Genomic DNA, 21,238 nt, shown 5'->3' on the forward strand with positions numbered 1-21,238 from the left:
AAGCGGACACAAAGGACTTCACAACGTTAGGGCAAAAAGGGACCCACAGTCAAACCGGCAGCCTGCCGCACACGTATCCACAGCTGTGTCCAGACCCTGCTTGCAGCCTGTGGATGAAGTGGCTCACAAGCCGTATTCCGGAACCACAACGGTGTAATTATCCACAGGCAACTTCCCAGCTATCTTCTGGCGATTGCATCCCCTAGAGTGGCTCAGTAGCCCATTGTCCACCCGCTGTGCATAACTCTGTGGATTATCACCCGGAACAAGCAACGCCGGAGACACTTCGGCTGCCAGCAACGCCGGCAAGCAAGTATTTAGGAACTTATTGATGACAGTAGACGAAGCCAACCACGCCAACACTGTCGGAAGTTCCTGGCGCAGGGTGCTGACCCTCCTGGAACAGGACGATCGGGTCACTCCCCGTCAGCGTGGTTTCGTCATCCTGGCCCAGGCACAAGGCCTCATAGGTTCGACCCTCCTTGTGGCAGTTCCCAACGAGCTCACCCGCGAAGTCCTGCAGACGCAGGTCAAGGATGCCCTCGACGATGCCCTGCGGAGCGTCTTTTCGGACGACATCCGCTGTGCAATCGACGTAGACACCGATCTGGTGCCGGTCCATGCAGAGCCGGAACCCGCCGTCGAGCTTTCCGCAGTACCGGACTTTGCGGAGCCGAAGCCCCAACCAACTCCGCCGAGCACATCGCACGAGTTCGGCCGCCTGAACCCGAAATACATCTTCGACACGTTCGTGATCGGCTCCTCCAACCGCTTCGCCCATGCGGCCGCGGTTGCCGTCGCGGAAGCGCCGGCCAAGGCATACAACCCGCTCTTCATCTACGGTGACTCCGGACTGGGCAAGACCCACCTGTTGCACGCAATCGGCCACTATGCGCGCCGGCTCTACAGTGGCATCCGCGTCCGCTACGTGAACTCCGAAGAGTTCACCAATGACTTCATCAACTCCATCCGCGACGACGAAGGCACGAGTTTCAAGACCACGTACCGCAACGTGGATGTGCTGCTGATCGACGACATCCAGTTCCTGGCAGGCAAGGACCGTACCCAGGAAGAGTTCTTCCACACGTTCAACGCCCTGCACAACGCCAACAAGCAGGTGGTTATCACCTCCGACCAGCCACCCAAGATGCTGGCCGGATTCGAAGACCGCATGACAAGCCGCTTCGAGTGGGGACTGCTGACGGACATTCAGCCTCCGGAACTCGAAACCCGCATCGCCATCCTCCGCAAAAAGGGACTCAGCGAGGGCCTGTCAGCTCCGGATGACGCACTGGAGTACATCGCGTCGAAGATTTCCAGCAACATCCGCGAACTTGAAGGCGCCCTCATCCGCGTCACTGCGTTCGCGAGCCTCAACCGCCAGCCGGTGGACGTTGCCCTGGCCGAGATGGTCCTCAAGGACCTCATCACGGATGACGGTGCCCAGGAAATCACGGCGAAGCAGATCCTCGACCAGACAGCGGACTATTTCAAGCTCAGCATGGAAGAGCTCTGCAGCAAGTCCCGCACCCGCACGCTGGTGACGGCCCGCCAGATCGCCATGTACCTGTGCCGCGAGCTGACGGACATGTCCCTGCCCAAGATCGGCCAGGAGCTCGGGGGCCGCGATCACACCACAGTGATCCACGCGGACCGCAAGATCCGTGAGCTGATGGCCGAGCGCCGTGTGATTTACAACCAAGTCACCGAACTGACCAACCGCATCAAGCAGCAGCAGCGCGACTCCTGAATCCACATCGCGACCGCAACTACATACCTTATTAACAGGTGCATGTGGATAAGCCTGTGGATAGTTAAGGGGACAAGCGTGCTTAATGGGCTTAAAACCCTTAAGCCGCCTGTGGATCGTTAAAAACGGTCCTGGGAGTTGTCCCCATCCACACCCTGTTTAAAACCCAGTTAACGCACACTCCGTGAACAGGGCTTAACCGCGGAACTGCGCGGCGAGATGGGGTTATCCACAGTTTCCACAGCAGTTATTAACACTACGAATCCCAAAAAATTGAAATCCCTCAAATAACAATCTCGTTCTGCCACACTCCGAGCCCGGCCAACGGCCAGGCCGAGGCCAGCCTGCGGCTGTCCACATACGAGGGGTCCGGCCGATCGGGGATGGGTTAATCGCGGATCTTCCGGCTAAGCTGTCAGCAGCGCTCCCATCCTCGGGTCTGTTTGTAGTTCGCTCAGTGCGGACCATGCAGGTTCCGGTGCGGGAGTGCGGAGATTTAGCGGCTTCCAAGCAGGAATCCGCAGCTACTACATGGCAGCAGCAATGAAAGGCGGCACCCCTCCGTGAAGTTCAGAGTCGACCGCGACGTCCTGGCAGAAGCCGTTACGTGGACCGCGCGATCGTTGTCTCCGCGGCCGCCTGTTCCGGTGCTTTCCGGTCTCCTCCTCAAAGCCGAGGCGGGAACGGTAAGTCTGTCGAGCTTCGATTACGAGACGTCGGCGCGCCTGGAAATCCCGGCAGACATCGCTGTTGAGGGCACCATCCTGGTATCCGGGCGCTTGTTGGCTGACATTTGCCGAAGCCTCCCCTCCGCACCGGTCGAGGTGGAAACCGATGGCAGCAAAGTCACACTGACCTGCCGCCGAAGCAGCTTCCACCTGGCCACCATGCCCGAATCCGAATACCCGGCCTTGCCGGCTTTGCCGGCAATCAGCGGCACCTTGCCTGGTGACGCTTTTGCGCAAGCCGTTTCGCAGGTCATCATCGCTGCAAGCAAGGACGACACCCTGCCGATCCTCACCGGCGTACGTATGGAGATCGAAGACGATCTGATCACGCTCCTTGCCACAGACCGTTACCGCCTCGCGATGCGCGAAGTTCCCTGGAAGCCTGTTACTCCGGGAATTTCCACCAGCGCACTGGTTAAGTCCAAAACCCTGAACGAGGTTGCCAAGACCCTCGGTGGCAGCGGCGACATCAACCTCGCCCTCGCGGACGATGACAGCCGCCTGATCGGCTTCGAAAGTGGAGGACGTACCACCACGTCACTCCTGGTGGACGGCGACTACCCCAAGATCCGTTCCCTGTTCCCGGACTCCACCCCTATCCACGCGACAGTCCAGACCCAAGAACTCGTCGAGGCCGTACGCCGTGTATCGCTCGTTGCTGAACGGAACACTCCGGTCCGCCTCGCCTTCACCCAAGGTCTGCTGAACCTCGACGCCGGAACAGGCGAAGACGCCCAGGCCTCGGAAGAGCTCGAAGCCCAGCTCTCCGGTGAGGACATCACCGTTGCGTTCAACCCGCACTACCTGGTTGAGGGTCTCAGCGTTATCGAAACCAAGTACGTTCGCTTCTCGTTCACCACAGCTCCCAAGCCGGCCATGATTACTGCCCAGGCGGACGCCGATGGTGAAGACCAGGACGACTACCGGTACCTCGTGATGCCGGTCCGCCTGCCCAACTAGCAGACGCCACGGACACATCAACCCACATTCCCAGAAAAGAGTTCACACTGTGCACATCGGACTGATCGGCCTCGGAAAAATGGGTTTCAACATGCGGGAACGCATGCGGAACGGCGGCATCGAGGTCACTGGTTTCGACCGGAATCCGGACATCACGGATGTCTCTTCCGTCGATGAACTCATTGCGGCCCTGCCCACCCCGAGGCTGGTCTGGGTGATGGTCCCATCTGGTGCCATCACTGACGCTGTGATCACAGAGCTTGGTGAAAAGCTCAGCCCGGGTGACATGGTCATCGACGGCGGCAACTCACGTTTCACCGAGGACCAGAAGCACGCCGCGGCACTCGCCGAAAAGAGCATTCGCTTTGCGGACTGCGGCGTTTCCGGTGGCGTGTGGGGCCTGCAGAACGGCTACGGCCTGATGGCCGGCGGAGCGGACGAGGACATTGAACTGGCAATGCCTGTGTTCGACGCACTCCGCCCTGAGGGTGAGCGCGCCGACAGTTTCGTCCACGTCGGCGGTGTCGGCGCAGGTCACTACGCCAAAATGGTCCACAACGGCATCGAGTACGGCCTCATGCAGGCATACGCCGAGGGCTACGAATTGCTCGCCGCCAAGGACATTGTGAAGGACCTCCCAGGTACCTTCCGTGCTTGGCAAAAGGGCACCGTGGTCCGGTCTTGGCTGCTGGACCTCATGGTCAAGGCATTGGACGAGGATCCGGGCCTTGCATCCATTGACGATTATGTTGAGGATTCGGGCGAGGGACGCTGGACCGTGGAAGAGGCAATCGCCAACGCCGTTCCGGCCCCGGCAATTACTGCAGCATTGTTTGCCCGGTTCGCTTCCCGCGAGGACAACTCTCCGGCCATGAAAATGGTCTCCGCCCTGCGTCATCAGTTCGGTGGACACGCCACCCGTCCGGCCAGCTAGGCCGCAGGAGTCCTGCGAACGGCGTGTACCTCGAACATCTTTCACTGACGGATTTCCGCAGTTATGCACAGGTTGACCTGAAGCTTGGCCCAGGTGTGACCGTGCTGGTGGGTTCCAACGGGATCGGCAAGACCAACCTGATGGAGGCCATCGGGTATCTTGCCACGCTGAGCTCGCACCGTGTGAGCACCGACGGCCCGCTGCTTCGCTTTGGCACCGAGCGCGCCATGGTCCGGGCGCGGCTTGTCCGTGGCGAGCAGTCGACTGTCATTGAGCTGGAAATCAATGCCGGCCGCGCGAACCGAGGCCGTATCAACCGCAGTAACCCAGTGCGGGCGCGGGACATCCTGGGCATCTGCCAAACAGTGCTTTTCGCTCCGGAGGACCTGGCGCTGGTGAAGGGTGACCCTTCGAACCGTCGCCGATTCCTTGATGAGCTGCTGGTAAGCCTGGTTCCGCGGCATGCTGCCACACGCAGCGATTACGATCGTGTCCTTAAGCAGCGCAACGCGCTCCTGAAGTCTGCACGCACAGGTAAGTTCACCGCGGGCCATGAAGCAACCCTGGATGTTTGGGACCAGCACATGGCGCGGGCAGGTGCTGAACTCCTGCACGCCCGCCTTGAGCTCGTGGAGCGGCTGCGTCCGCACCTCAACAATGCCTACGCACAGCTGACCGATGGTTCCAAGGAAGCCGGTGCCGTCTACCGTTCCACTATCCAGGACATCCTGGACGACGACGGCGGCCCGGCAGACCGCGCAACGGAACCGTCGTCGTCGGCCGAGGACCTTCGGGTGCTGTCCGTGGACGAGCTCACCGAACGGTACATCCAGGCCTTCGCTGCGTCGCGGAAGAAGGAACTGGAACGGGGGATCTCCTTGGTGGGGCCGCACCGGGACGAGCTGGAACTCGTTTTGGGTCAAGCGCCCGCGAAGGGGTACGCCTCCCATGGCGAGACCTGGTCCATGTGCCTTTCCCTGAGGCTTGCTTCCTACTACGTCATGCTGGACGACTCCCGCACGGGCGGGACCGCCCCGATCCTTATCCTGGACGATGTCTTTGCCGAACTTGATGTTCAACGGCGGCGTAAACTGGCTGCAATAGTGGCCGGCGCCGAGCAGGTGCTGGTGACGGCCGCCGTCGACGCCGATATCCCTGAGGAGCTGGCCGGACGGCGCGTTACCGTTGTTCCGGGAGGCATCGATGGCGAAGGATAGCGCGGACGGACTCCAGCCCGGCCGGGATCCCGACGAAATTGACGCGGCCCAAGCAGCGCTGAACCGCATGCGCGAGGCTGCTGCCGCCCGTGGCGAAGTAAGGCAACGCGCTCCCCGCCCCGGATCAGCCCCCCAACGCAAGGGCCTGCGCAATACCAGGGGTTTCACCCAATTCCATGGCAGCGGCCGGGATCCTTTGGGCTTGGGCAAAGTTGTTGGACGCCTGGTTGCTGAGCGCGGATGGACGTCTCCTGTGGCTGTGGGGTCCGTCATGGCTGAATGGGAAACGTTGGTTGGCCCGGATATCTCGTCCCACTGCACTCCGGAGAGCTTCACGGACACGACGCTCCACGTCCGCTGCGACTCCACTGCATGGGCCACCCAACTGCGGTTGCTCAGTTCCAGCCTGCTCGAGATGTTCCGGAATGAACTCGGCGAAGGCGTAGTAACGAGCATTCACGTTTTGGGTCCGTCGGCTCCAAGTTGGCGAAAAGGCGGGCGGAGTGTCAACGGGCGCGGCCCCAGGGACACCTACGGCTGAACGGCGTGCAGGGCGATTCAACGCCCCTGGGCCGTATGGGCCCCCATCGGGACCACCGCAGGGCCATTGAAGATAGGGCCAGCGGCCTCCCACGGGCATATTCAGCTCTCGGCTGCCCCCGTATTTGCAAGGATTCGCGCGTATCCACGATAGAATTGGCGTAGATCACTGAGCGCCGGTGAAACGTCGTCCAGGTCCTGAATCCACTCTTGTGGTCTCGGGGACCCCTTCGTCGGAGTAGTCGGCGCAATCAGTCACGTGCCCGTTGACGGCCTCGGTTCGCCGTGGACAACACCGGGAACGGCCGACATCGAGTACAGAGGAGTCGAAAGCGCCTGTGGCTAACGACAATGCAGAGACCTTGGCAGTAGAGCCCGAAGAGGAGACTGTTCCCACGCCTGACACGCCCGCCGAGGCGCCCAGGGAGTACGGTGCCAGCGATATCACCGTGCTGGAGGGCCTCGAAGCCGTGCGCAAACGCCCGGGTATGTATATCGGTTCCACCGGTCCCCGTGGTTTGCACCACCTTGTTTACGAAGTGGTGGACAACTCCGTCGATGAAGCCCTGGCCGGCTACTGCAGCCACATCGAAGTTACTCTTCGCGCGGATGGCGGCGTCCGGGTGGTGGATGACGGCCGCGGTATCCCCGTTGACATCCACCCAACCGAGGGTAAGCCGACGGTCGAAGTCGTCATGACCATCCTGCACGCAGGCGGCAAGTTCGGCGGCGGCGGATACGCCGTCTCGGGCGGCCTTCACGGTGTGGGCATCTCCGTGGTCAACGCATTGTCGCGTCGTGTGGACACGGAAGTCCGTCGCCAGGGCCACGTCTGGCGGATGACCTTTGCCGATGGCGGTAAACCGCAGGGCGAACTCGTCAAAGGCGAGGCTACGGAAGAGACCGGTACTTCCCAGACGTTCTACCCCGATGGCACCATCTTCGAGTCCACTGAGTTCGACTTCGAGACGCTGCGCGCCCGCTTCCAGCAGATGGCCTTCCTCAACAAGGGCCTGAAGATCACGCTGACCGACGAACGCCCCGTCACGCGGGACGGCGACGACGACCTTGACCTCGACGCCGTGGCGACCGAGGGTGAAGTCAGCGCCGAGCACCGCACGGTGGTGTACCAGTACCCTGACGGCCTGCTGGACTACGTGAAGCACCTGAACTCGAACAAAAAGGTTGAAATCGTCCACGAGGACGTCATCGCCTTCGAAACTGAAGACACTGAGCGGCACATCGCCGTCGAAGTCGCCATGCAGTGGACAACCGCCTACTCGGAAAGTGTCCACACCTACGCCAACACCATCAACACCCACGAGGGCGGAACCCACGAAGAGGGTTTCCGCGCTGCGATGACCTCGCTGATCAACCGCTATGCGCGGGAGAAGAGCATCATCAAGGAAAAGGATGACAACCTCACCGGTGACGACATCCGCGAAGGCCTGACGGCCGTTATTTCCGTCAAGCTTTCCGAGCCACAGTTCGAAGGCCAGACCAAGACCAAACTGGGTAATTCCGAGGTCAAGGGATTCGTCCAGCGCGTGGTCACCGACCAGTTGGGTGACTGGTTGGAGCGTAACCCCGGCCCCGCCCGCGACGTCATCCGCAAGGCCATCTCGGCTGCCCAAGCACGTATGGCGGCACGCAAGGCCCGCGATAACGCCCGCCGCAAGAGTCCGCTGGAATCGTTCGGTATGCCCGGTAAGTTGTCGGACTGCTCCTCCAAGGATCCTTCGCGTTGCGAGGTCTACCTTGTGGAGGGTGACTCGGCCGGTGGTTCGGCCAAGCGTGGACGCAACCCGGAAACCCAGGCCATCCTGCCCCTGCGCGGCAAGATCCTGAATGTGGAGCGCGCCCGGCTGGACAAGGCCTTGGGCAACGCCGAAGTCCAGTCCATGATCACGGCTTTCGGTACGGGCATTGGCGAGGACTTCGACATCGCCAAGCTCCGCTATCACAAGATCGTCCTGATGGCCGATGCCGACGTTGACGGCCAGCACATCACCACCCTCTTGATGACGCTGCTGTTCCGCTACATGCGTCCCCTCATCGAGAACGGTTACGTCTACCTGGCTCAGCCGCCGTTGTACAGGATCAAGTGGTCCAACGCTGCTCACGACTACGTTTACAGCGATCGAGAACGTGACGAGACCATCCGCAAGGGCGCTGCCATGAACAAGCGGCTTCCCAAGGACAACGGCATCCAGCGCTACAAGGGTTTGGGCGAGATGGACTACACGGAGTTGTGGGACACCACCATGGATCCCGAGCGCCGCACGCTTTTGCAGGTCACCATGGACGACGCGCTGGCCGCTGACCAGACCTTCTCCGTCCTGATGGGCGAGGACGTGGAGTCGCGGCGAAACTTCATCCAGCAGAACGCCAAGGACGTCAGGTTCCTCGATATCTAGCGGCCCACCGGCCACTTAGATATTCCAGAACCGACATATACCTGAAACGGAAACTTAGATTATGAGTGACGAAACTCCCGAAGTCCCGGCCTCGAACGACGCCGAGGATGTAGTTCTTGAGGGTGATGTGCTGACTGACCGCGTCGAACAGGTGGACCTGCAGACGGAAATGCAGCGGTCCTACCTGGACTACGCAATGGCCGTGATTGTCGGCCGTGCCCTCCCGGACGTCCGGGACGGGCTCAAGCCGGTTCACCGCCGCGTCCTGTACGCAATGTTCGACGGCGGCTACCGCCCGGACCGCTCTTTCAACAAGTGCGCCCGCGTGGTCGGCGATGTCATGGGTACCTATCACCCGCACGGTGACATGGCGATCTACGACGCCTTGGTCCGCCTCATCCAGGACTGGACCATGCGCTACCCGCTGGCGCTTGGCCAGGGCAACTTCGGTTCCCCCGGTAACGATGGAGCCGCTGCGCCGCGTTACACCGAAACCAAAATGGCCCAGCTGGCCATGGAAATGGTCCGGGATATCGACGAGGAAACCGTCGACTTCCAGGACAACTACGACGGCAAGAACCAGGAACCCACCATCCTGCCGGCCAGGTTCCCCAACCTGCTGGTCAACGGCTCCTCAGGCATCGCCGTCGGTATGGCCACCAACATTCCGCCGCATAACCTCCGCGAAGTTGCCGAAGGTGTCCAGTGGGCGCTGGATAACCCCACGGCTACCCGGGAAGAGCTCCTTGAAGCGCTGTTGCTTCGTATCAAGGGACCCGATTTCCCTACGGGTGCCACGATCCTCGGCCACAAGGGCATCGAAGACGCTTACCGCACGGGCCGCGGCTCCATCACCATGCGCGCAGTGGTTAACGTCGAGGAACTCCAGGGCCGCACCTGCCTGGTAGTCACGGAGCTTCCCTACCAGGCAAACCCGGACAACCTGGCCATCAAGATTGCCGAACTGGTCAAGGACGGCAAGATCCAGGGCATCGCGGACCTCCGCGATGAAACCTCTGGACGCACGGGCCAGCGCCTGGTGATCGTGCTGAAGCGCGATGCCGTCGCCAAGGTGGTCCTGAACAACCTGTACAAGCACACGCAGCTGCAGGACAACTTCTCGGCGAACATGCTTGCCATTGTCGACGGCGTTCCGCGCACCTTGAGCCTGGATGCATTCATCCGGCACTGGGTTGCGCACCAGATGGACGTCATCGCGCGTCGCACCAGGTACCGCCTGCGCAAGGCCGAGGAAGAAGCACACATTCTGCGTGCACTCCTGAAGGCACTGGACATGTTGGACGAGGTCATCGCCCTCATTCGCGCGTCCAACACCACGGAGGCTGCCCGCGAGGGTCTCATGGAGCTTCTGGAGATCGACGAGCTCCAGGCCCGGGCCATCCTGGACATGCAGTTGCGCCGTTTGGCTGCCCTGGAACGCCAGAAGATCCAGGACCGCCATGCTGAGCTCGAAGCGATGATCCAGGAATACAACGCGATCCTGGCTTCCGAGGAACGCCAGCGTCAGATCATCAGCGAAGAACTCGCCGAGATCGTGGCCAAGCACGGCGACGACCGCCGCACCCACATCCTGATGGGCTTCGACGGCGACATGTCCATGGAGGACCTGATCCCCGAAGAGGAAATGGTCGTCACGATTACCCGCGGCGGATACGTCAAGCGGACCCGGAGCGACAACTACCGTTCGCAGCAACGCGGCGGCAAGGGAATCAAGGGTGCGCAACTGCGCGGGGACGACGTCGTGGAGCATTTCTTTGTGACCACCACGCACCACTGGCTGTTGTTCTTCACCAACCTGGGACGGGTCTACCGTGCCAAGGCTTACGAACTGGCGGAAGCCGGCCGGGATGCCAAGGGCCAGCACGTTGCCAACCTCCTTGCCTTCCAGCCGGACGAGCACATCGCGCAGGTCCTGGATCTGCGCGACTACCAGCAAGCGCCGTACCTGGTTCTTGCAACCAAGAACGGCCTGGTCAAGAAGACTAGGCTGGAGGACTACGACACCAACCGCACGGCCGGCGTCATCGCCATCAACCTGCGCGACGAAGACGAACTCGTTTCCGCCCAGCTGGTGAGCGAAACTGATGACCTCCTCCTCGTGTCACGCAAGGGCCAGTCGATCCGCTTCACGGCAACAGATGACGCTCTGCGCCCCATGGGCCGTGCAACGTCGGGTGTGACCGGTATGAAGTTCCGTGAAGACGACGAGCTCTTGGCTGCTGACGTGGTCCAGGACGGCTCGTTCGTGTTCATCGTGACGGAGGGCGGCTACGCCAAGAGGACCGCCGTCGATGAATACAGACTTCAGGGCCGCGGCGGCCTGGGCATCAAGGTGGCCAAGCTTGCCGAAGACCGTGGCGACCTTGTGGGTGCCTTGATCGTGCAGGAAGAAGACGAAGTCCTGGTGGTCATGGAGGGCGGCAAGGTAGTCCGCTCTGCCGTCACCGGAGTCCCTGCAAAGGGTCGCGACACCATGGGCGTCATTTTTGCCAAACCTGACAAGAATGACCGCATCATCGAAGTGGCACGCAACAGCGAACGTGGTTTGGAGGTCGAAGAATCTGAGGACGGACTCGACCATGACGTAACGTTGGCTGAAGACGACGGCGCCGTTGAGGCGACCGTCACGCCCGAAACGGAAAACGACGCAGACCCGGAAACCGATACGGGCGCGGAGCTGAACGAAGACAATACCGGAGGTAACGAGTGAGTAATTCCGACTCATATCCCAAGCCGAGCACAGGTGTCCCCGGCGGACTCCGGCAGCCCGCGGGCAGCGCGCAGGCAGGAACCCCTGCAAGGCCACAGCAGCGTCCAGGCGCCGCAGCCGGCGAAACGGGGGCACGCCCTGCAGGCGGCGCCAACTCAGCCCAGCGGCCCGCTGGAGCTCCCGGCCAGCGCCCTGCACAGCCGGGCCAGCGTCCCGCAGGAGCAGGCGGGCAGCGACCCGCAGGTGCTCCCGGACAGCGGCCCGCACAGGCTGGACAGCGTCCGGCAGCAGCAGGCGGCCAGCGCCCCGCCCAGGGCGGACCCGGTTTGGTGAAGCCCGCGCCCAAGGCCAAGGTTCGCCGCGCACGGTTGCTTGTCAGCAAGGTCGACCCCTGGTCGGTCCTGAAGATGGCATTCCTTTTGTCGGTCGCACTGGGCATTGTCACAGTGGTGGCCGCGATCGTGCTCTGGACCGTCCTGGACCTGACTGGCATCTTCAACCAGGTGGATAGCCTCCTGGGTACCCTGGCCGGTTCTGAAGGCAGCGGATTCGAATTGAAGAAAATCGCTTCCCTGGGACAGGTGGCCTCCTTCGCCACCATCATTGCTGTGGTGAACGTGGTCCTGCTGACCGCCCTCTCCATGCTCTCCGCCGTGCTGTATAACATTTCGGCAACGTTGGTTGGTGGCGTCGGCGTCACCTTGACCGACGACTAGCAAAAAACCGCGGAAATACGCTGAAAAAGGCTGATATCCGTGGCGGGAAAGCCTCGATTTGAGATCGGGCCGGGATGTGCTGTACAGTCATATCTCGGCCCGATGAGGCATCGGGGCGTATAGCTCAGGCGGTTAGAGCGCTTCGCTGATAACGAAGAGGTCCCAGGTTCAAGTCCTGGTACGCCCACGGAACCAAAAGTGGTTCAGGTAAAACTGAACTGGAATGAGGTACTTGTGAAGAAGTTGCTTGTTGTACTGGCAGCAGCGGTCGCAGGTGTTCTGGCCTATAAAAAGGCGCAGGAATCCGAAGCCCGGAAGAATGTCTGGAGCCAGTCGACCGATAAGGTCGATTAGCCGAAGAGCCCGGTTTGGACTGGTAATTGACAGTCAAAACTTAGGGTATGATAGACGGGTTGCTTCTTATGGGGGCATGGCGCAATTGGTAGCGCACCTGCTTTGCAAGCAGGGGGTTCGGGGTTCGAGTCCCCGTGCCTCCACCATAAGAAAAGTCCCGGTCAGAAATGACCGGGACTTTTGCATTTAACCTCGTTGCTTTCCCGACCGGGAACATGGCGGGGGCAGTATTCGCTCCACAACGGACAAGGCGTCCCTCGGGTGAGTCGCCGTCACACTAAGGTTGATCCGTGACCCTTCTCATCGCCGCCCTCGGGGTACTGGGAGTCGCCTCCTCCGGCCCGCTGATGGCCGGCACCTTGGGGGCCACCTCCGTGACCGCTTTGGCCATCGCTTTTTGGCGCAACGCAATCGGGGCTTTGGTCATGGCCACCCCTGTGGTTGTTCGCGAGCCCAAGGCTTTCGGGAAGATCACACGCAGGGAGCTTGGCTGGTCCGTGACGGCCGCTGTCGCTTTGGCCTTCCACTTCGCCTGCTTCATCACGGCCCTGCAACTGACGTCGGTTGCTGCGGCTACGGCCTTGGTATGCCTGCAATCGGCGTGGATCGCCGTTTTCCAGTTGTTCCGCGGCACCAGGCACCGCTGGCCTGTGCTGCTGGGCCTGGGGATTGCGTTTGGCGGCGTGGTGGCCATTACTGGGTTCGACATGGGTTCCTCGCCCGAGGCGCTGCTGGGCGACCTCCTGGCGCTTGCTGGCGGCGCGCTGGCGGGCCTCTACACCCTGGCAGGCGGGAAAGCCCGCCAGTCGATGGGTATCGGCACCTACACCACCCTCTGCTACGGCATCTGCGCCGCTATCGTTGCGGTGCTGGCTGCCGTCAGCGGCCAGCCCCTTGTAGGGTTCGACGCCGGAGGCTGGCTGGGGATTATTGCCATCACCGTCTGCGCGCAGCTGGTGGGACACACAGCCTTCAACCACCTGCTGGCCACGATGAGTCCGTTGCTGGTGTCGATGATTATCCTGTTGGAGATTCCGGGTGCGGCGATCCTCGCAGCAGTCTTCCTGAATGAAACGCTGCCGGCCGGCACATACGCGGGATTGGCGCTGATTCTGGTTGGACTGGCAGTGGTGGTGGCCGGTCAGCGCCGTGGACGGCCCGAAGCAGACCGGCGCGAAGCTGAGCTGGGCACCGACTAGCCTCCCGGCGTCGTGCGTTAAATCCCGCCGCGCCGCACGCCCTGGGCGGAGTTGGCAGTGTGGATGGCGCGCAACAGCTTGGCCGGGAAGTACACGGAGAAGAACACCACCATGGGTGCTTTCAGGGCCATCTTCTTCACATTGTGGGCTTTGTACGTGCGATCAAACCGCTGGACGTAGTAGCGATAGTCGCGGGGCGAGTCCTCAAGCCGGCGTGCGGACATGCCGGAGACCATCTGCGGCAGGTACTGCACTTTGAGGTCGTGATCGAAAAGATGCAGCGACAGATCGATGTCCTCGTGCATCTCGTCCTTCGGATCCAGGCAAGCCTCATCGCGGATGGTTTCCCATGCGGAGCGGCGAAGGGCCATGTTTGAACCGAAGAGGAAATGGTACTGGTGCTTGGCCAGCCGCAACATGAGTTGGCGCATCTTGTCGTCGGCTTTGAGTCCGAAGCGCCGCATGGGCATGTCGTAGTAGACCACGGGGCCGGTGGCGGCGGCGACGGTCGGATCCGTGAATGCTTTCTGGACCTGCTCAACCCAATCGGGTTCGAGGACGGAGTCGGCATCGATCCGTCCCACTACTTCTCCGGTGGCGTGATTAAGGCCAAAGTTCCGGGTGGGAATGAGTCCCTGCGAGGCAGACTGCTGGAGAAGGATGATGGGGCTTTCCGGGTACTCCTGCTGCATCTGCCGCACGATCCTGGCCGTTCGGTCCGTGGACAGATTGTCCACGACGATGATTTCGGCTGCCGGGACTGATTGATAAATGGCCGCGATGAGGCACTGGCGAATAACGCTTTCCTCGTTATACGCCGGGATGACAATGGATACGTCCGGCGGCTCCGGAGCATCCTTGAGGGAACCCGCAACGGGTCTATCGGCTGACATCCCTCCAAATCTAACACCCACGGCAGGTGCACCGAAGGAGGCTTTGGTGACATGCGGGGAAACACTAAGGGGACCCCGGCATTGGCCGGGATCCCCTTAGAGAGGGTACGAACAGCTTGAGTTAGCTGTGGGCGCCCTTGCTTTGGGAGTCCGAAGCGTCAGTGTCCTTGTGCAGGCTCGCAGCGATGTTCTTGACCGCAGTCTTGGCGTCGGTTGCGACCTTGGCGCTGGCGTCCCCAACGTTCTCGAGGGCGTCCTTGGTGGCCTGCTCAGCCTCGGCAGTGGCGTCCTCGGAGTTGGTTTCCGGGGCCTTGGCCTCGCTCGCGGTGGATGCGGTGGCCGAAGCTGCAGCATCAGCGGGAACGGGCGAAGGAGTTACCGGTGACGGCGTCTTCCACGGATCCTCAACAGGCTTGGAAGCCTTCCAGGCAGCCACGCCTGCAGCCGCAGCGGCAGCGATGACCGTGACGATCAACCAGCCACGCTTCTTGGGCTTTGGTTCCTTGCCCAGCTTGGTGCTGACAGCCTTGCCGGCTTCGTCCGCGACAGCCTTGATCTGCTTGCCAGTGGCTTGGGCCTGCTCCTGCACGCTGTGGACAACTCCGGAGTCCACCAGCTTCTGGGCTACGGCATCAACCTGCGCAGGGGCGTTCTCCAGGGCGTGGTGGACGGCAACAGACGCTTGACCGAGCTGCTCGGACAACTTGGGGAGGTATTCATCCACCACTTTGTCCCGGGCCTGGCCCAAAACGGGGGTTGCCTTGTTGAGGGCTTCCTGAATCCTGGGAGTGGCATCTTCCACTGCGTCATGGATCTTCGGCGCCAACTGCGCAAGGCCGTCCTGGAGCCGGGGCGTCACAACAGCAACCCCGTCTGCGGCCTTGTGTGCAGCAGTCTTCAGCCCCTCCTGGATCTTGGGGGAAGCGGTATCAATGCCGTGCTGGATGCGAGGAACAGCCCAATTCACGGCAGCCTCCACGCGGGGTGCGGCCCAGTCGCGGGCGTTTTCCACACCGTCCGCTACGGATTGTTCGATGTCGCGGGCAATACGGTCTGATTTCTTCACAACTACCTCCCGATACACATGCTGGTTTGTTGCTAGCCTACGTCGCTTGGCGAACACCGGCTATTCATCTGCCGGATTAGGCACGGATTTCACCGAGCGCGGAACCGGCTTTACAACTCCAAAGGCGTTGACCCTGCATGGAAGAATGGGGCCATGACCATCGCAACCGCAAAAGCAACGATCCACACGACCCTCGGCGATATCAAGGTTGACCTCTTCGGCAACCACGCGCCCAAGACGGTCGCCAACTTCATTGGCTTGGCCACGGGCGAAAAGTCCTGGAACCACCCGGAAACGGGCGAGGACAAGACCGGCACGCCGCTGTACAACGGCACGATTTTCCACCGCATCATCAAGGACTTCATGATCCAGGGTGGCGATCCCCTGGGCCGCGGCGTCGGCGGACCGGGCTACCAGTTCGACGATGAAATCCACCCGGAACTGACCTTCAACGCGCCGTACAAGCTGGCCATGGCAAACGCCGGAATCCAGATGGGCAAGGGCACCAACGGGTCACAGTTCTTCATCACCACCGTTAACACCGACTGGCTGTTTGGCAAGCACAGCATCTTCGGCGAGGTGACGGACGAAGAATCCCGCAAGGTTGTGGACTCCATCGAAGCCGTCCGTACGGGCATGGGCGACCGCCCCGTTGAGGACGTCGTCATCACCAGCATCGATATCGAACAGCTCTAGCCTGCATTCATGAGTTACGGAATCCCGTCGGCTGAGCCGTCTGCTGATGTTCCGGTGTGCCCCAGGCACCCGGACAGGCCCTCCTACGTGCGGTGCCAGCGCTGCGGGCGCCCCGCGTGCCCGGAGTGCCAGCGGGCGGCCGCCGTCGGGTTCCAATGCGTTGACTGCGTCAACGAACAAAAACGTTCGACGCCGGAGTACAAGTCGCCCTATGGCGGCACCTTGGCCGTTGGCCGCCCACTGGTGACGTACCTGATCATCGGTGTGTGCGTGCTGGTCTACATCCTCCAGTGGGTGCTCCCGGGCGATGTCATCTTCCAAAATTTCGCGTTCGCCAACATCTTCGCGGACACCGAACCTTGGCGGATGCTGACATCGGCATTCCTGCATTCGCAGGGATTCCTCCTGCACATTGTCCTGAACATGTACACGCTCTGGATCTTTGGGCAAGCCCTTGAGCCTTTGCTCGGGCGCATCCGATTCCTTGCGGTGTATCTCATCTCAGCAGTTGGTGGCTCCGTGGGCTATCTGCTGCTCACGCCAAGCTTTCCTGTAGTGGGCGTGGTCGGAGCATCCGGGGCCATCTTCGGACTCTTCGGAGCCATGCTGGTGGTGCAACGCCACAGAGGTGGCGAAACCAAGCAACTGTGGGTTCTGATCGCCATCAATGGAGCCATTGGGTTCTTTGTTCCCACCATCGCCTGGCAGGCACACCTGGGCGGCTTGATCGCCGGAGGTCTGGCCGCCGGTGTCATTGCGTACGCCCCGCGGGGTAAAAACCAGGCCCTGCTTCAAACAGGTGGACTTGTCCTCGTGGTGGCACTGTTGGCCATTGCAACGTTGGTCCGGGTCACTGCCGGCTGACACCACTGTCCTATTACGGCGACTGGCTGCCGCAGGATCGTCCTGAGCTTCCCCGGAGCAGAGCGCCGTGGATCGCTTAGATAGATCGCTTCCAGGCGTACCTCTTTATCTTTCGGCGCTTCCCCGCCTCTCTTCCTGGTGAGCGCTTCCTGAGCCGTGTCCATGTGCTCCGCGCCGAGCCAGTCCGGAACCATGGTCGTCAGTGTCTAGTCCCACCGCGACTTATCCCGAGCGTCGGTGAAGGAAGCCTTGAAGTCCGTTTTCATCATGGGTCATCAACGAGTGGTCTGTCATGGACGGCCGATGCGGGCTTGGTGCTAGTTTTCCACAGGACTTATCCACACTGTGAGTAACTTACACGGCTGTAGTTCTACATCAAAGGCTTTCAACAGGCGGCGAATGCGCTAGATATCCCCCGAATGGCATGGATCTGTCCACACCTGTGGATAACTTTGTCCCCGATAGTCCTGCATATGTGGAAAAGTAGAGGGGTTTTAGGCCTGGTGTGGACAACCCTGTTAATTGCGGCGTGGTGCTGTATCTATCAACAGGCTTATCAACACTGTTAATAACTTACATGGCTGTAGTTCAGGCCTTAAGGGGCGGCGAAAACCCCGGAATGCCGGGGCTAACCTAGGTGAAACCCACACGTTGTCCCCAATTGTGGATAACTTGTGGGTACTGGCCTGTTGTTAAGTGGGTAAGTGTTCCAGTGATGGGATCCGGGCCCGCCCTCCGAGGCAGCGGCAACCAGTCGGCGTACACGACGGCCTCATTCACTTGCCGTGCCATCGAACCTGGTTTTGGCAACGCAGGCAATGCGGAGTCGTTGAACTTTCGGTGAAGCTTGGAGCACTATCCACAGCTCGATGCACAGTGGGTATAACTGTCCCCCGGAGTCCGCCGACCGCCGATCGGCAGCATCGCAGGGATAAGCAGCGTAAGTCCTTGGATGTCCACAGAAGTTATCCACGCCTGTGGATAAAGTTACGCACTTCTGTGGAAAGCAGTGTGGCGTGGTGCTGTCAGTGGTCCTGGCATGCCTGCCTTTTAGGACCACACCCCGGAAGTGCCCCGCCGGTGACTGTCCAACAGGTGAGTGTCGATAATTCCTATCGCCTCCATGAGTGCATACATCGTGGTTGGGCCGACGAAGGCGAAGCCCTTTTTCCTCAATGCCTTGGATAAGGCAATCGACTCAGGGGAGGTCGTGGGGATATCGGCGAAGGTACGCGGCGCCGGGGTACTTGCCGGTTGGAAGGACCAAACAAAGTCCACCAGGCCACCTTCTTCGCGTAAGGCGATAGTGGCTTTTGCATTGGTGATGGCAGCCTTGATCTTCAGCCTGTTACGGACAATCCCTGCGTCCAGCATGAGCCGTTCGACGTCCGCTTCCGTAAAGGCCGCCACGCTCTCCGGGTGGAAGTCCAGGAAGGCCCTCCTGAAAGCATCCCGCTTCCGGAGGATAGTGGCCCACGAGAGACCAGCCTGGAAAGCTTCGAGGCTGATCCGCTCATACAAACCTTGTTCATCGCGGACCGGCATACCCCATTCATGGTCGTAGTAGGCCTGCATGAGGGGATCCGAGGCAGCCCACAGGGGACGGGCCAGGCCGTCCTCACCGATGATGGTGCCGGTGTCCGGGGTCATGAACGCTCCTCTGCGGCCGCGCCAGCCACACGGCCGGCAGGTAATTTAGCTTCCCGGGATATTCTGCCCCTACGCGCTGACATTGAAGCGTTGTCCCTACTCCGGGCTTACGACAATCCTGTAACCCGCATGGTGATGTTGATCCGGCCATGAGTGAGGCCGCAATCCGCGGGCGCAGTGCCAGGCAGGACCTTGGGTATGCCGTGATAGGCGAACCGGGACGGACCGCCAAAGACGAAGAGATCCCCGGATCGAAGTTCGACGTCGGTGTAGGGCTTGGTGCGTGTTTTCGTGTTGCCGAAACGGAAGATACACGAGTCCCCAATGCTGAGGGACACCACCGGAGCGTCAGAACGCTCGTCCTTGTCCTGGTGCATGCCCATGGCAGCACCGTCATCGTAGAAATTCACCAAGGCCGCATCGGGAGCGTAAGCCTCTGCAGGAGCCGAGCCGTTCTCCACGCCATCTGTGGAATAGGCAGCAGCGACCGCCTTACGGCCCAAGCGCACCATCCAGTCCGGGAAGTCGAGGACAGGGCGACCGTTGACGTCAGTAGCTTCCCGCGTGTACTTGTAGGGCTGCCAATGCCAACCCAGGCAAACGGTACGCACGGACATTTGGTGACCGCCGGGCAGGGTGGCCGCGCGCAGGGGCACCGGTCCCTGGGTCCAATCAGCGAAGCGCGCGACTATCCACCGTTGCTGTTCCTCCGTAAGCCAGCCAGGGACGTGGACTGCACCCGGCGCGACCAGGCGGGGACCGGCGTCGTGCGTTTCCGGCTGTACCAGCTCCAAGGGGAACAGGGCGTCGTCGTCGTTCACGCGGCCTCCAAGGAGAGCAGTGCGCGTTTGGCCTCCGAACCCCCGAGGTAGCCGCCAAAGCTGCCGTCGGATTTCACGACGCGGTGACACGGAACAATCACCGGCAACGGGTTGGTAGCGCACGCGCTTCCGACGGCGCGCACCGCGTTGGGGCTGCCTGCGGCCCGGGCCACCTCAGCGTAGCTCTCAGTCTCCCCGTACGCGATCCTGGGCAGGTGCTGGAGCACGTTGAGGCGGAACCCGCGGGTCAGCCGGAAATCCAGCACAAGGTCAAACTCCTTGCGGATTCCGCTGAAGTACTCGTCGAGTTGCCGTGCAGCGTTGTCCAGGCGCGCCGGCGCCTCGAGGATGCGGGGACTGATGGTGTTCGCGAGGACCTGCAGGATGTCAGTATGGTTTTCCCGTTCGAAGGCCACCCGTACGATTCCACGGTCTGTTGCTGCCAGCAAGAGCTTTCCCACCGGCGAATCAACCACCCGGTAGGCAACGTCCAAGGTGTGGAGCAGCTGGGCATCGCGGGCCAATCTCGCGTGAAGACTGGCGAGGGCAGGCTCCACGTCTCCGAACGTGGGTGTCAGGAGCTGGTTGACCTCGGCAAGGTCGGGGCTTGGATCCAGGGTCATTTGCTGTCTCCCTTCGGGGATGAATGTGCCAGCACTGGTTTGGGGGCAAGCGCCGCGCGGAGGGCTTTCACGCCATCCGCTCCGGACCGGCGCGCGGCTTCAGGGGTAACGCCAAGGAGTTCCGCGATGTCCTTATACGGCATCCCCGCTATGTAGTGGTAGGCCACTGCTTGCCGTTGTTTCGGGGGCAAGTGGGCGACGGCGTCGAGGAGTTCGGGGTGGCCTCCACCCGGAATGCCCAGGCGGGACGACTGCTCAGGAGGGTTGTCGGTTGGCAAAGCACGACGGTTACCGGCCCGCAGGTGGTCGACGCATTTGCGATGTGCGATGGTTACCAGCCATGCCTGCACATTGGCTCCCGCCGGGAGTGCCGGATAGGACTGAAGGGCTGCCAGGAAAGTGTCGGACCAGGCGTCGTCAGCGTCATGAACACCCAGGACTGCGCGGCACACCCGGAGTACGGTGGCGCCCTGTTCCTGGACGACTGCTTCGAACGGCTTCTTGGTGGCCAACTGCCGGGGCTGCATCAGAAAAGCTTGCCTTCCCTGACCACTGCCGGCTCCTCGAGGTCCAAAAGGTAACGCTTGTTGCGAAGACCGCCGGCGTATCCGGTCAGTTGTCCATTCCGGCCCACCACCCGGTGGCACGGAATGATGATGCTTATGGGGTTGCGGCCGACAGCTGATCCAACAGCTTGGGCAAGATGGGGGTCGCCAAGCTCAGCCGCGAGCTCGCCGTAGGTCACTGTTTCCCCGAAAGGTATATGTTTCAACCGGTCCCAGACCCTCTGCTGGAAGGCGTTTCCGCCGGCGTCGTAAGGGATGTCAAAATCCGTTCGGCTGCCGCCAAGGTATTCTTCGAGCTCTACCCGGGCCTCGGCGAATACTGGATCTTCGACGCCAGTGGGAACGCCAAAGTACTCCTGTGGGGGCATATGCCAGTGCCCTTCGTAGAAGATACCCGTCAGGAACTCCCCGCGTGCAGTCAGGGTCAACTGCCCCAACGGGGACTCCATGGTGGTGTGCCGGTTACTCATATCCTGTAGACGTTCACGGGCACGGAAATGTGAGGTGCGGGTT

The 21,238-nt window shown here is 61.3% G+C and carries 19 protein-coding genes and 2 tRNA genes; 14 read left to right on the top strand and 7 right to left on the bottom strand.

The features are described 5' to 3' along the window. Nucleotides 1-331 precede the first annotated feature (331 nt). The 12 genes from dnaA to ABHM97_RS02395 all read left to right on the top strand — a co-directional run bounded on the left by dnaA (nt 332) and on the right by ABHM97_RS02395 (nt 13,546). A complete protein-coding gene (gene dnaA, locus ABHM97_RS02340) occupies nt 332-1,750 on the top strand; it encodes a chromosomal replication initiator protein DnaA (protein ID WP_211710336.1) in 1,419 nt (472 codons plus the stop codon). A 563-nt stretch (nt 1,751-2,313) separates the two neighbouring features. Beyond that, the gene (gene dnaN, locus ABHM97_RS02345; protein ID WP_167268168.1) at nt 2,314-3,438 is read left to right on the top strand and encodes a DNA polymerase III subunit beta; all 1,125 of its coding nucleotides are present in this window, start codon (nt 2,314-2,316) and stop codon (nt 3,436-3,438) included. Nucleotides 3,439-3,454: 16 nt separating this feature from the next. Next, the gene (gene gnd, locus ABHM97_RS02350) at nt 3,455-4,372 is read left to right on the top strand and encodes a phosphogluconate dehydrogenase (NAD(+)-dependent, decarboxylating) (RefSeq protein WP_257370076.1); all 918 of its coding nucleotides are present in this window, start codon (nt 3,455-3,457) and stop codon (nt 4,370-4,372) included. A gap of 23 nt (nt 4,373-4,395) precedes the next feature. Then, nucleotides 4,396-5,589: a DNA replication/repair protein RecF gene (gene recF / locus ABHM97_RS02355; RefSeq protein ID WP_349469437.1), complete on the top strand. Its 1,194-nt coding sequence runs from the start codon at nt 4,396-4,398 to the stop codon at nt 5,587-5,589. Further along, nucleotides 5,576-6,130 (top strand): DciA family protein, encoded by a 555-nt coding sequence (locus ABHM97_RS02360; RefSeq protein WP_309993366.1) that lies wholly within the window; start codon nt 5,576-5,578, stop codon nt 6,128-6,130. The genes recF and ABHM97_RS02360 overlap by 14 nt, the downstream gene beginning before the upstream one ends. 337 nt (nt 6,131-6,467) lie before the next feature. Continuing rightward, on the top strand, nt 6,468-8,546 hold the full coding sequence (gene gyrB / locus ABHM97_RS02365) for a DNA topoisomerase (ATP-hydrolyzing) subunit B (RefSeq protein ID WP_349469438.1): 2,079 nt from the start codon (nt 6,468-6,470) through the stop codon (nt 8,544-8,546). Between the two features lie 61 nt (nt 8,547-8,607). Continuing rightward, nucleotides 8,608-11,277, top strand: a complete 2,670-nt coding sequence (gene gyrA / locus ABHM97_RS02370) for a DNA gyrase subunit A (RefSeq protein ID WP_349469440.1) — start codon at nt 8,608-8,610, stop codon at nt 11,275-11,277. After that, nucleotides 11,274-11,993, top strand: coding sequence for a DUF3566 domain-containing protein (locus tag ABHM97_RS02375; protein ID WP_235518102.1), 720 nt, complete (start codon nt 11,274-11,276; stop codon nt 11,991-11,993). Before gyrA ends, ABHM97_RS02375 begins: the two co-directional genes overlap by 4 nt. Before the next feature lie 113 nt (nt 11,994-12,106). Beyond that, nucleotides 12,107-12,180 (top strand) — tRNA-Ile (locus ABHM97_RS02380). A gap of 11 nt (nt 12,181-12,191) precedes the next feature. Next, on the top strand, nt 12,192-12,347 hold the full coding sequence (locus ABHM97_RS02385; RefSeq protein ID WP_235518101.1) for a DLW-39 family protein: 156 nt from the start codon (nt 12,192-12,194) through the stop codon (nt 12,345-12,347). A 70-nt stretch (nt 12,348-12,417) separates the two neighbouring features. Further along, a tRNA-Ala gene (locus ABHM97_RS02390) sits at nt 12,418-12,493 on the top strand. A gap of 144 nt (nt 12,494-12,637) precedes the next feature. Next, on the top strand, nt 12,638-13,546 hold the full coding sequence (locus tag ABHM97_RS02395) for a DMT family transporter (RefSeq protein WP_349469441.1): 909 nt from the start codon (nt 12,638-12,640) through the stop codon (nt 13,544-13,546). Between the two features lie 17 nt (nt 13,547-13,563). Here the strand turns inward: ABHM97_RS02395 and ABHM97_RS02400 are convergent, their stop codons facing one another. Then, nucleotides 13,564-14,439 carry a glycosyltransferase family 2 protein gene (locus ABHM97_RS02400; RefSeq protein ID WP_235518098.1) on the bottom strand — a complete coding sequence of 292 codons (876 nt, stop codon included), beginning with the start codon at nt 14,437-14,439 and terminating at the stop codon, nt 13,564-13,566. Between the two features lie 121 nt (nt 14,440-14,560). Continuing rightward, entirely contained in the window at nt 14,561-15,505 is a 945-nt protein-coding gene (locus ABHM97_RS02405; RefSeq protein ID WP_349469442.1) for a hypothetical protein, read from the bottom strand. Nucleotides 15,506-15,658: 153 nt separating this feature from the next. Here ABHM97_RS02405 and ABHM97_RS02410 point away from each other — a divergent pair, with 153 nt between their 5' ends. Together ABHM97_RS02410 and ABHM97_RS02415 are read left to right on the top strand one after the other, a co-directional pair. Continuing rightward, on the top strand, nt 15,659-16,201 hold the full coding sequence (locus ABHM97_RS02410; protein WP_235518095.1) for a peptidylprolyl isomerase: 543 nt from the start codon (nt 15,659-15,661) through the stop codon (nt 16,199-16,201). Between the two features lie 9 nt (nt 16,202-16,210). Then, a complete protein-coding gene (locus ABHM97_RS02415; protein ID WP_349469443.1) occupies nt 16,211-17,065 on the top strand; it encodes a rhomboid family intramembrane serine protease in 855 nt (284 codons plus the stop codon). A gap of 1,050 nt (nt 17,066-18,115) precedes the next feature. On the opposite strand, the gene ABHM97_RS02420 is transcribed toward ABHM97_RS02415, so the two are convergent. The 5 genes from ABHM97_RS02420 to ABHM97_RS02440 form a co-directional block, all read right to left on the bottom strand. Continuing rightward, entirely contained in the window at nt 18,116-18,715 is a 600-nt protein-coding gene (locus ABHM97_RS02420; protein WP_349469444.1) for a DNA-3-methyladenine glycosylase I, read from the bottom strand. Nucleotides 18,716-18,822: 107 nt separating this feature from the next. Next, a complete protein-coding gene (locus ABHM97_RS02425; RefSeq protein WP_349469535.1) occupies nt 18,823-19,509 on the bottom strand; it encodes an alpha-ketoglutarate-dependent dioxygenase AlkB family protein in 687 nt (228 codons plus the stop codon). Nucleotides 19,510-19,532: 23 nt separating this feature from the next. After that, the gene (locus ABHM97_RS02430; protein ID WP_349469445.1) at nt 19,533-20,159 is read right to left on the bottom strand and encodes a methylated-DNA--[protein]-cysteine S-methyltransferase; all 627 of its coding nucleotides are present in this window, start codon (nt 20,157-20,159) and stop codon (nt 19,533-19,535) included. Next, complete coding sequence (locus ABHM97_RS02435) at nt 20,156-20,686, bottom strand: RNA polymerase sigma factor (RefSeq protein ID WP_235518088.1); 531 nt, start codon at nt 20,684-20,686, stop codon at nt 20,156-20,158. The genes ABHM97_RS02430 and ABHM97_RS02435 overlap by 4 nt, the downstream gene beginning before the upstream one ends. Next, on the bottom strand, nt 20,686-21,195 hold the full coding sequence (locus tag ABHM97_RS02440) for a methylated-DNA--[protein]-cysteine S-methyltransferase (protein WP_349469446.1): 510 nt from the start codon (nt 21,193-21,195) through the stop codon (nt 20,686-20,688). The genes ABHM97_RS02435 and ABHM97_RS02440 overlap by 1 nt, the downstream gene beginning before the upstream one ends. Between the last annotated feature and the right edge of the window lie 43 nt (nt 21,196-21,238).

Source organism: Paenarthrobacter sp. CAP02 (assembly GCF_040137855.1).
In the GTDB taxonomy this organism is placed as follows: domain Bacteria; phylum Actinomycetota; class Actinomycetes; order Actinomycetales; family Micrococcaceae; genus Arthrobacter.

What these genes read in the sequence shown, in the direction of transcription:
- dnaA (WP_211710336.1), top strand. Translation starts at nt 332, where the DNA reads ATGACAGTAGACGAAGCCAACCACGCCAACACTGTCGGAAGTTCCTGG.
- ABHM97_RS02360 (WP_309993366.1), top strand. Translation starts at nt 5,576, where the DNA reads ATGGCGAAGGATAGCGCGGACGGACTCCAGCCCGGCCGGGATCCCGAC.
- gyrA (WP_349469440.1), top strand. Translation starts at nt 8,608, where the DNA reads ATGAGTGACGAAACTCCCGAAGTCCCGGCCTCGAACGACGCCGAGGAT.
- ABHM97_RS02400 (WP_235518098.1), bottom strand. Translation starts at nt 14,439, where the DNA reads ATGTCAGCCGATAGACCCGTTGCGGGTTCCCTCAAGGATGCTCCGGAG.
- ABHM97_RS02410 (WP_235518095.1), top strand. Translation starts at nt 15,659, where the DNA reads ATGACCATCGCAACCGCAAAAGCAACGATCCACACGACCCTCGGCGAT.
- ABHM97_RS02415 (WP_349469443.1), top strand. Translation starts at nt 16,211, where the DNA reads ATGAGTTACGGAATCCCGTCGGCTGAGCCGTCTGCTGATGTTCCGGTG.
- ABHM97_RS02420 (WP_349469444.1), bottom strand. Translation starts at nt 18,715, where the DNA reads ATGACCCCGGACACCGGCACCATCATCGGTGAGGACGGCCTGGCCCGT.
- ABHM97_RS02430 (WP_349469445.1), bottom strand. Translation starts at nt 20,159, where the DNA reads ATGACCCTGGATCCAAGCCCCGACCTTGCCGAGGTCAACCAGCTCCTG.
- ABHM97_RS02435 (WP_235518088.1), bottom strand. Translation starts at nt 20,686, where the DNA reads ATGCAGCCCCGGCAGTTGGCCACCAAGAAGCCGTTCGAAGCAGTCGTC.
- ABHM97_RS02440 (WP_349469446.1), bottom strand. Translation starts at nt 21,195, where the DNA reads ATGAGTAACCGGCACACCACCATGGAGTCCCCGTTGGGGCAGTTGACC.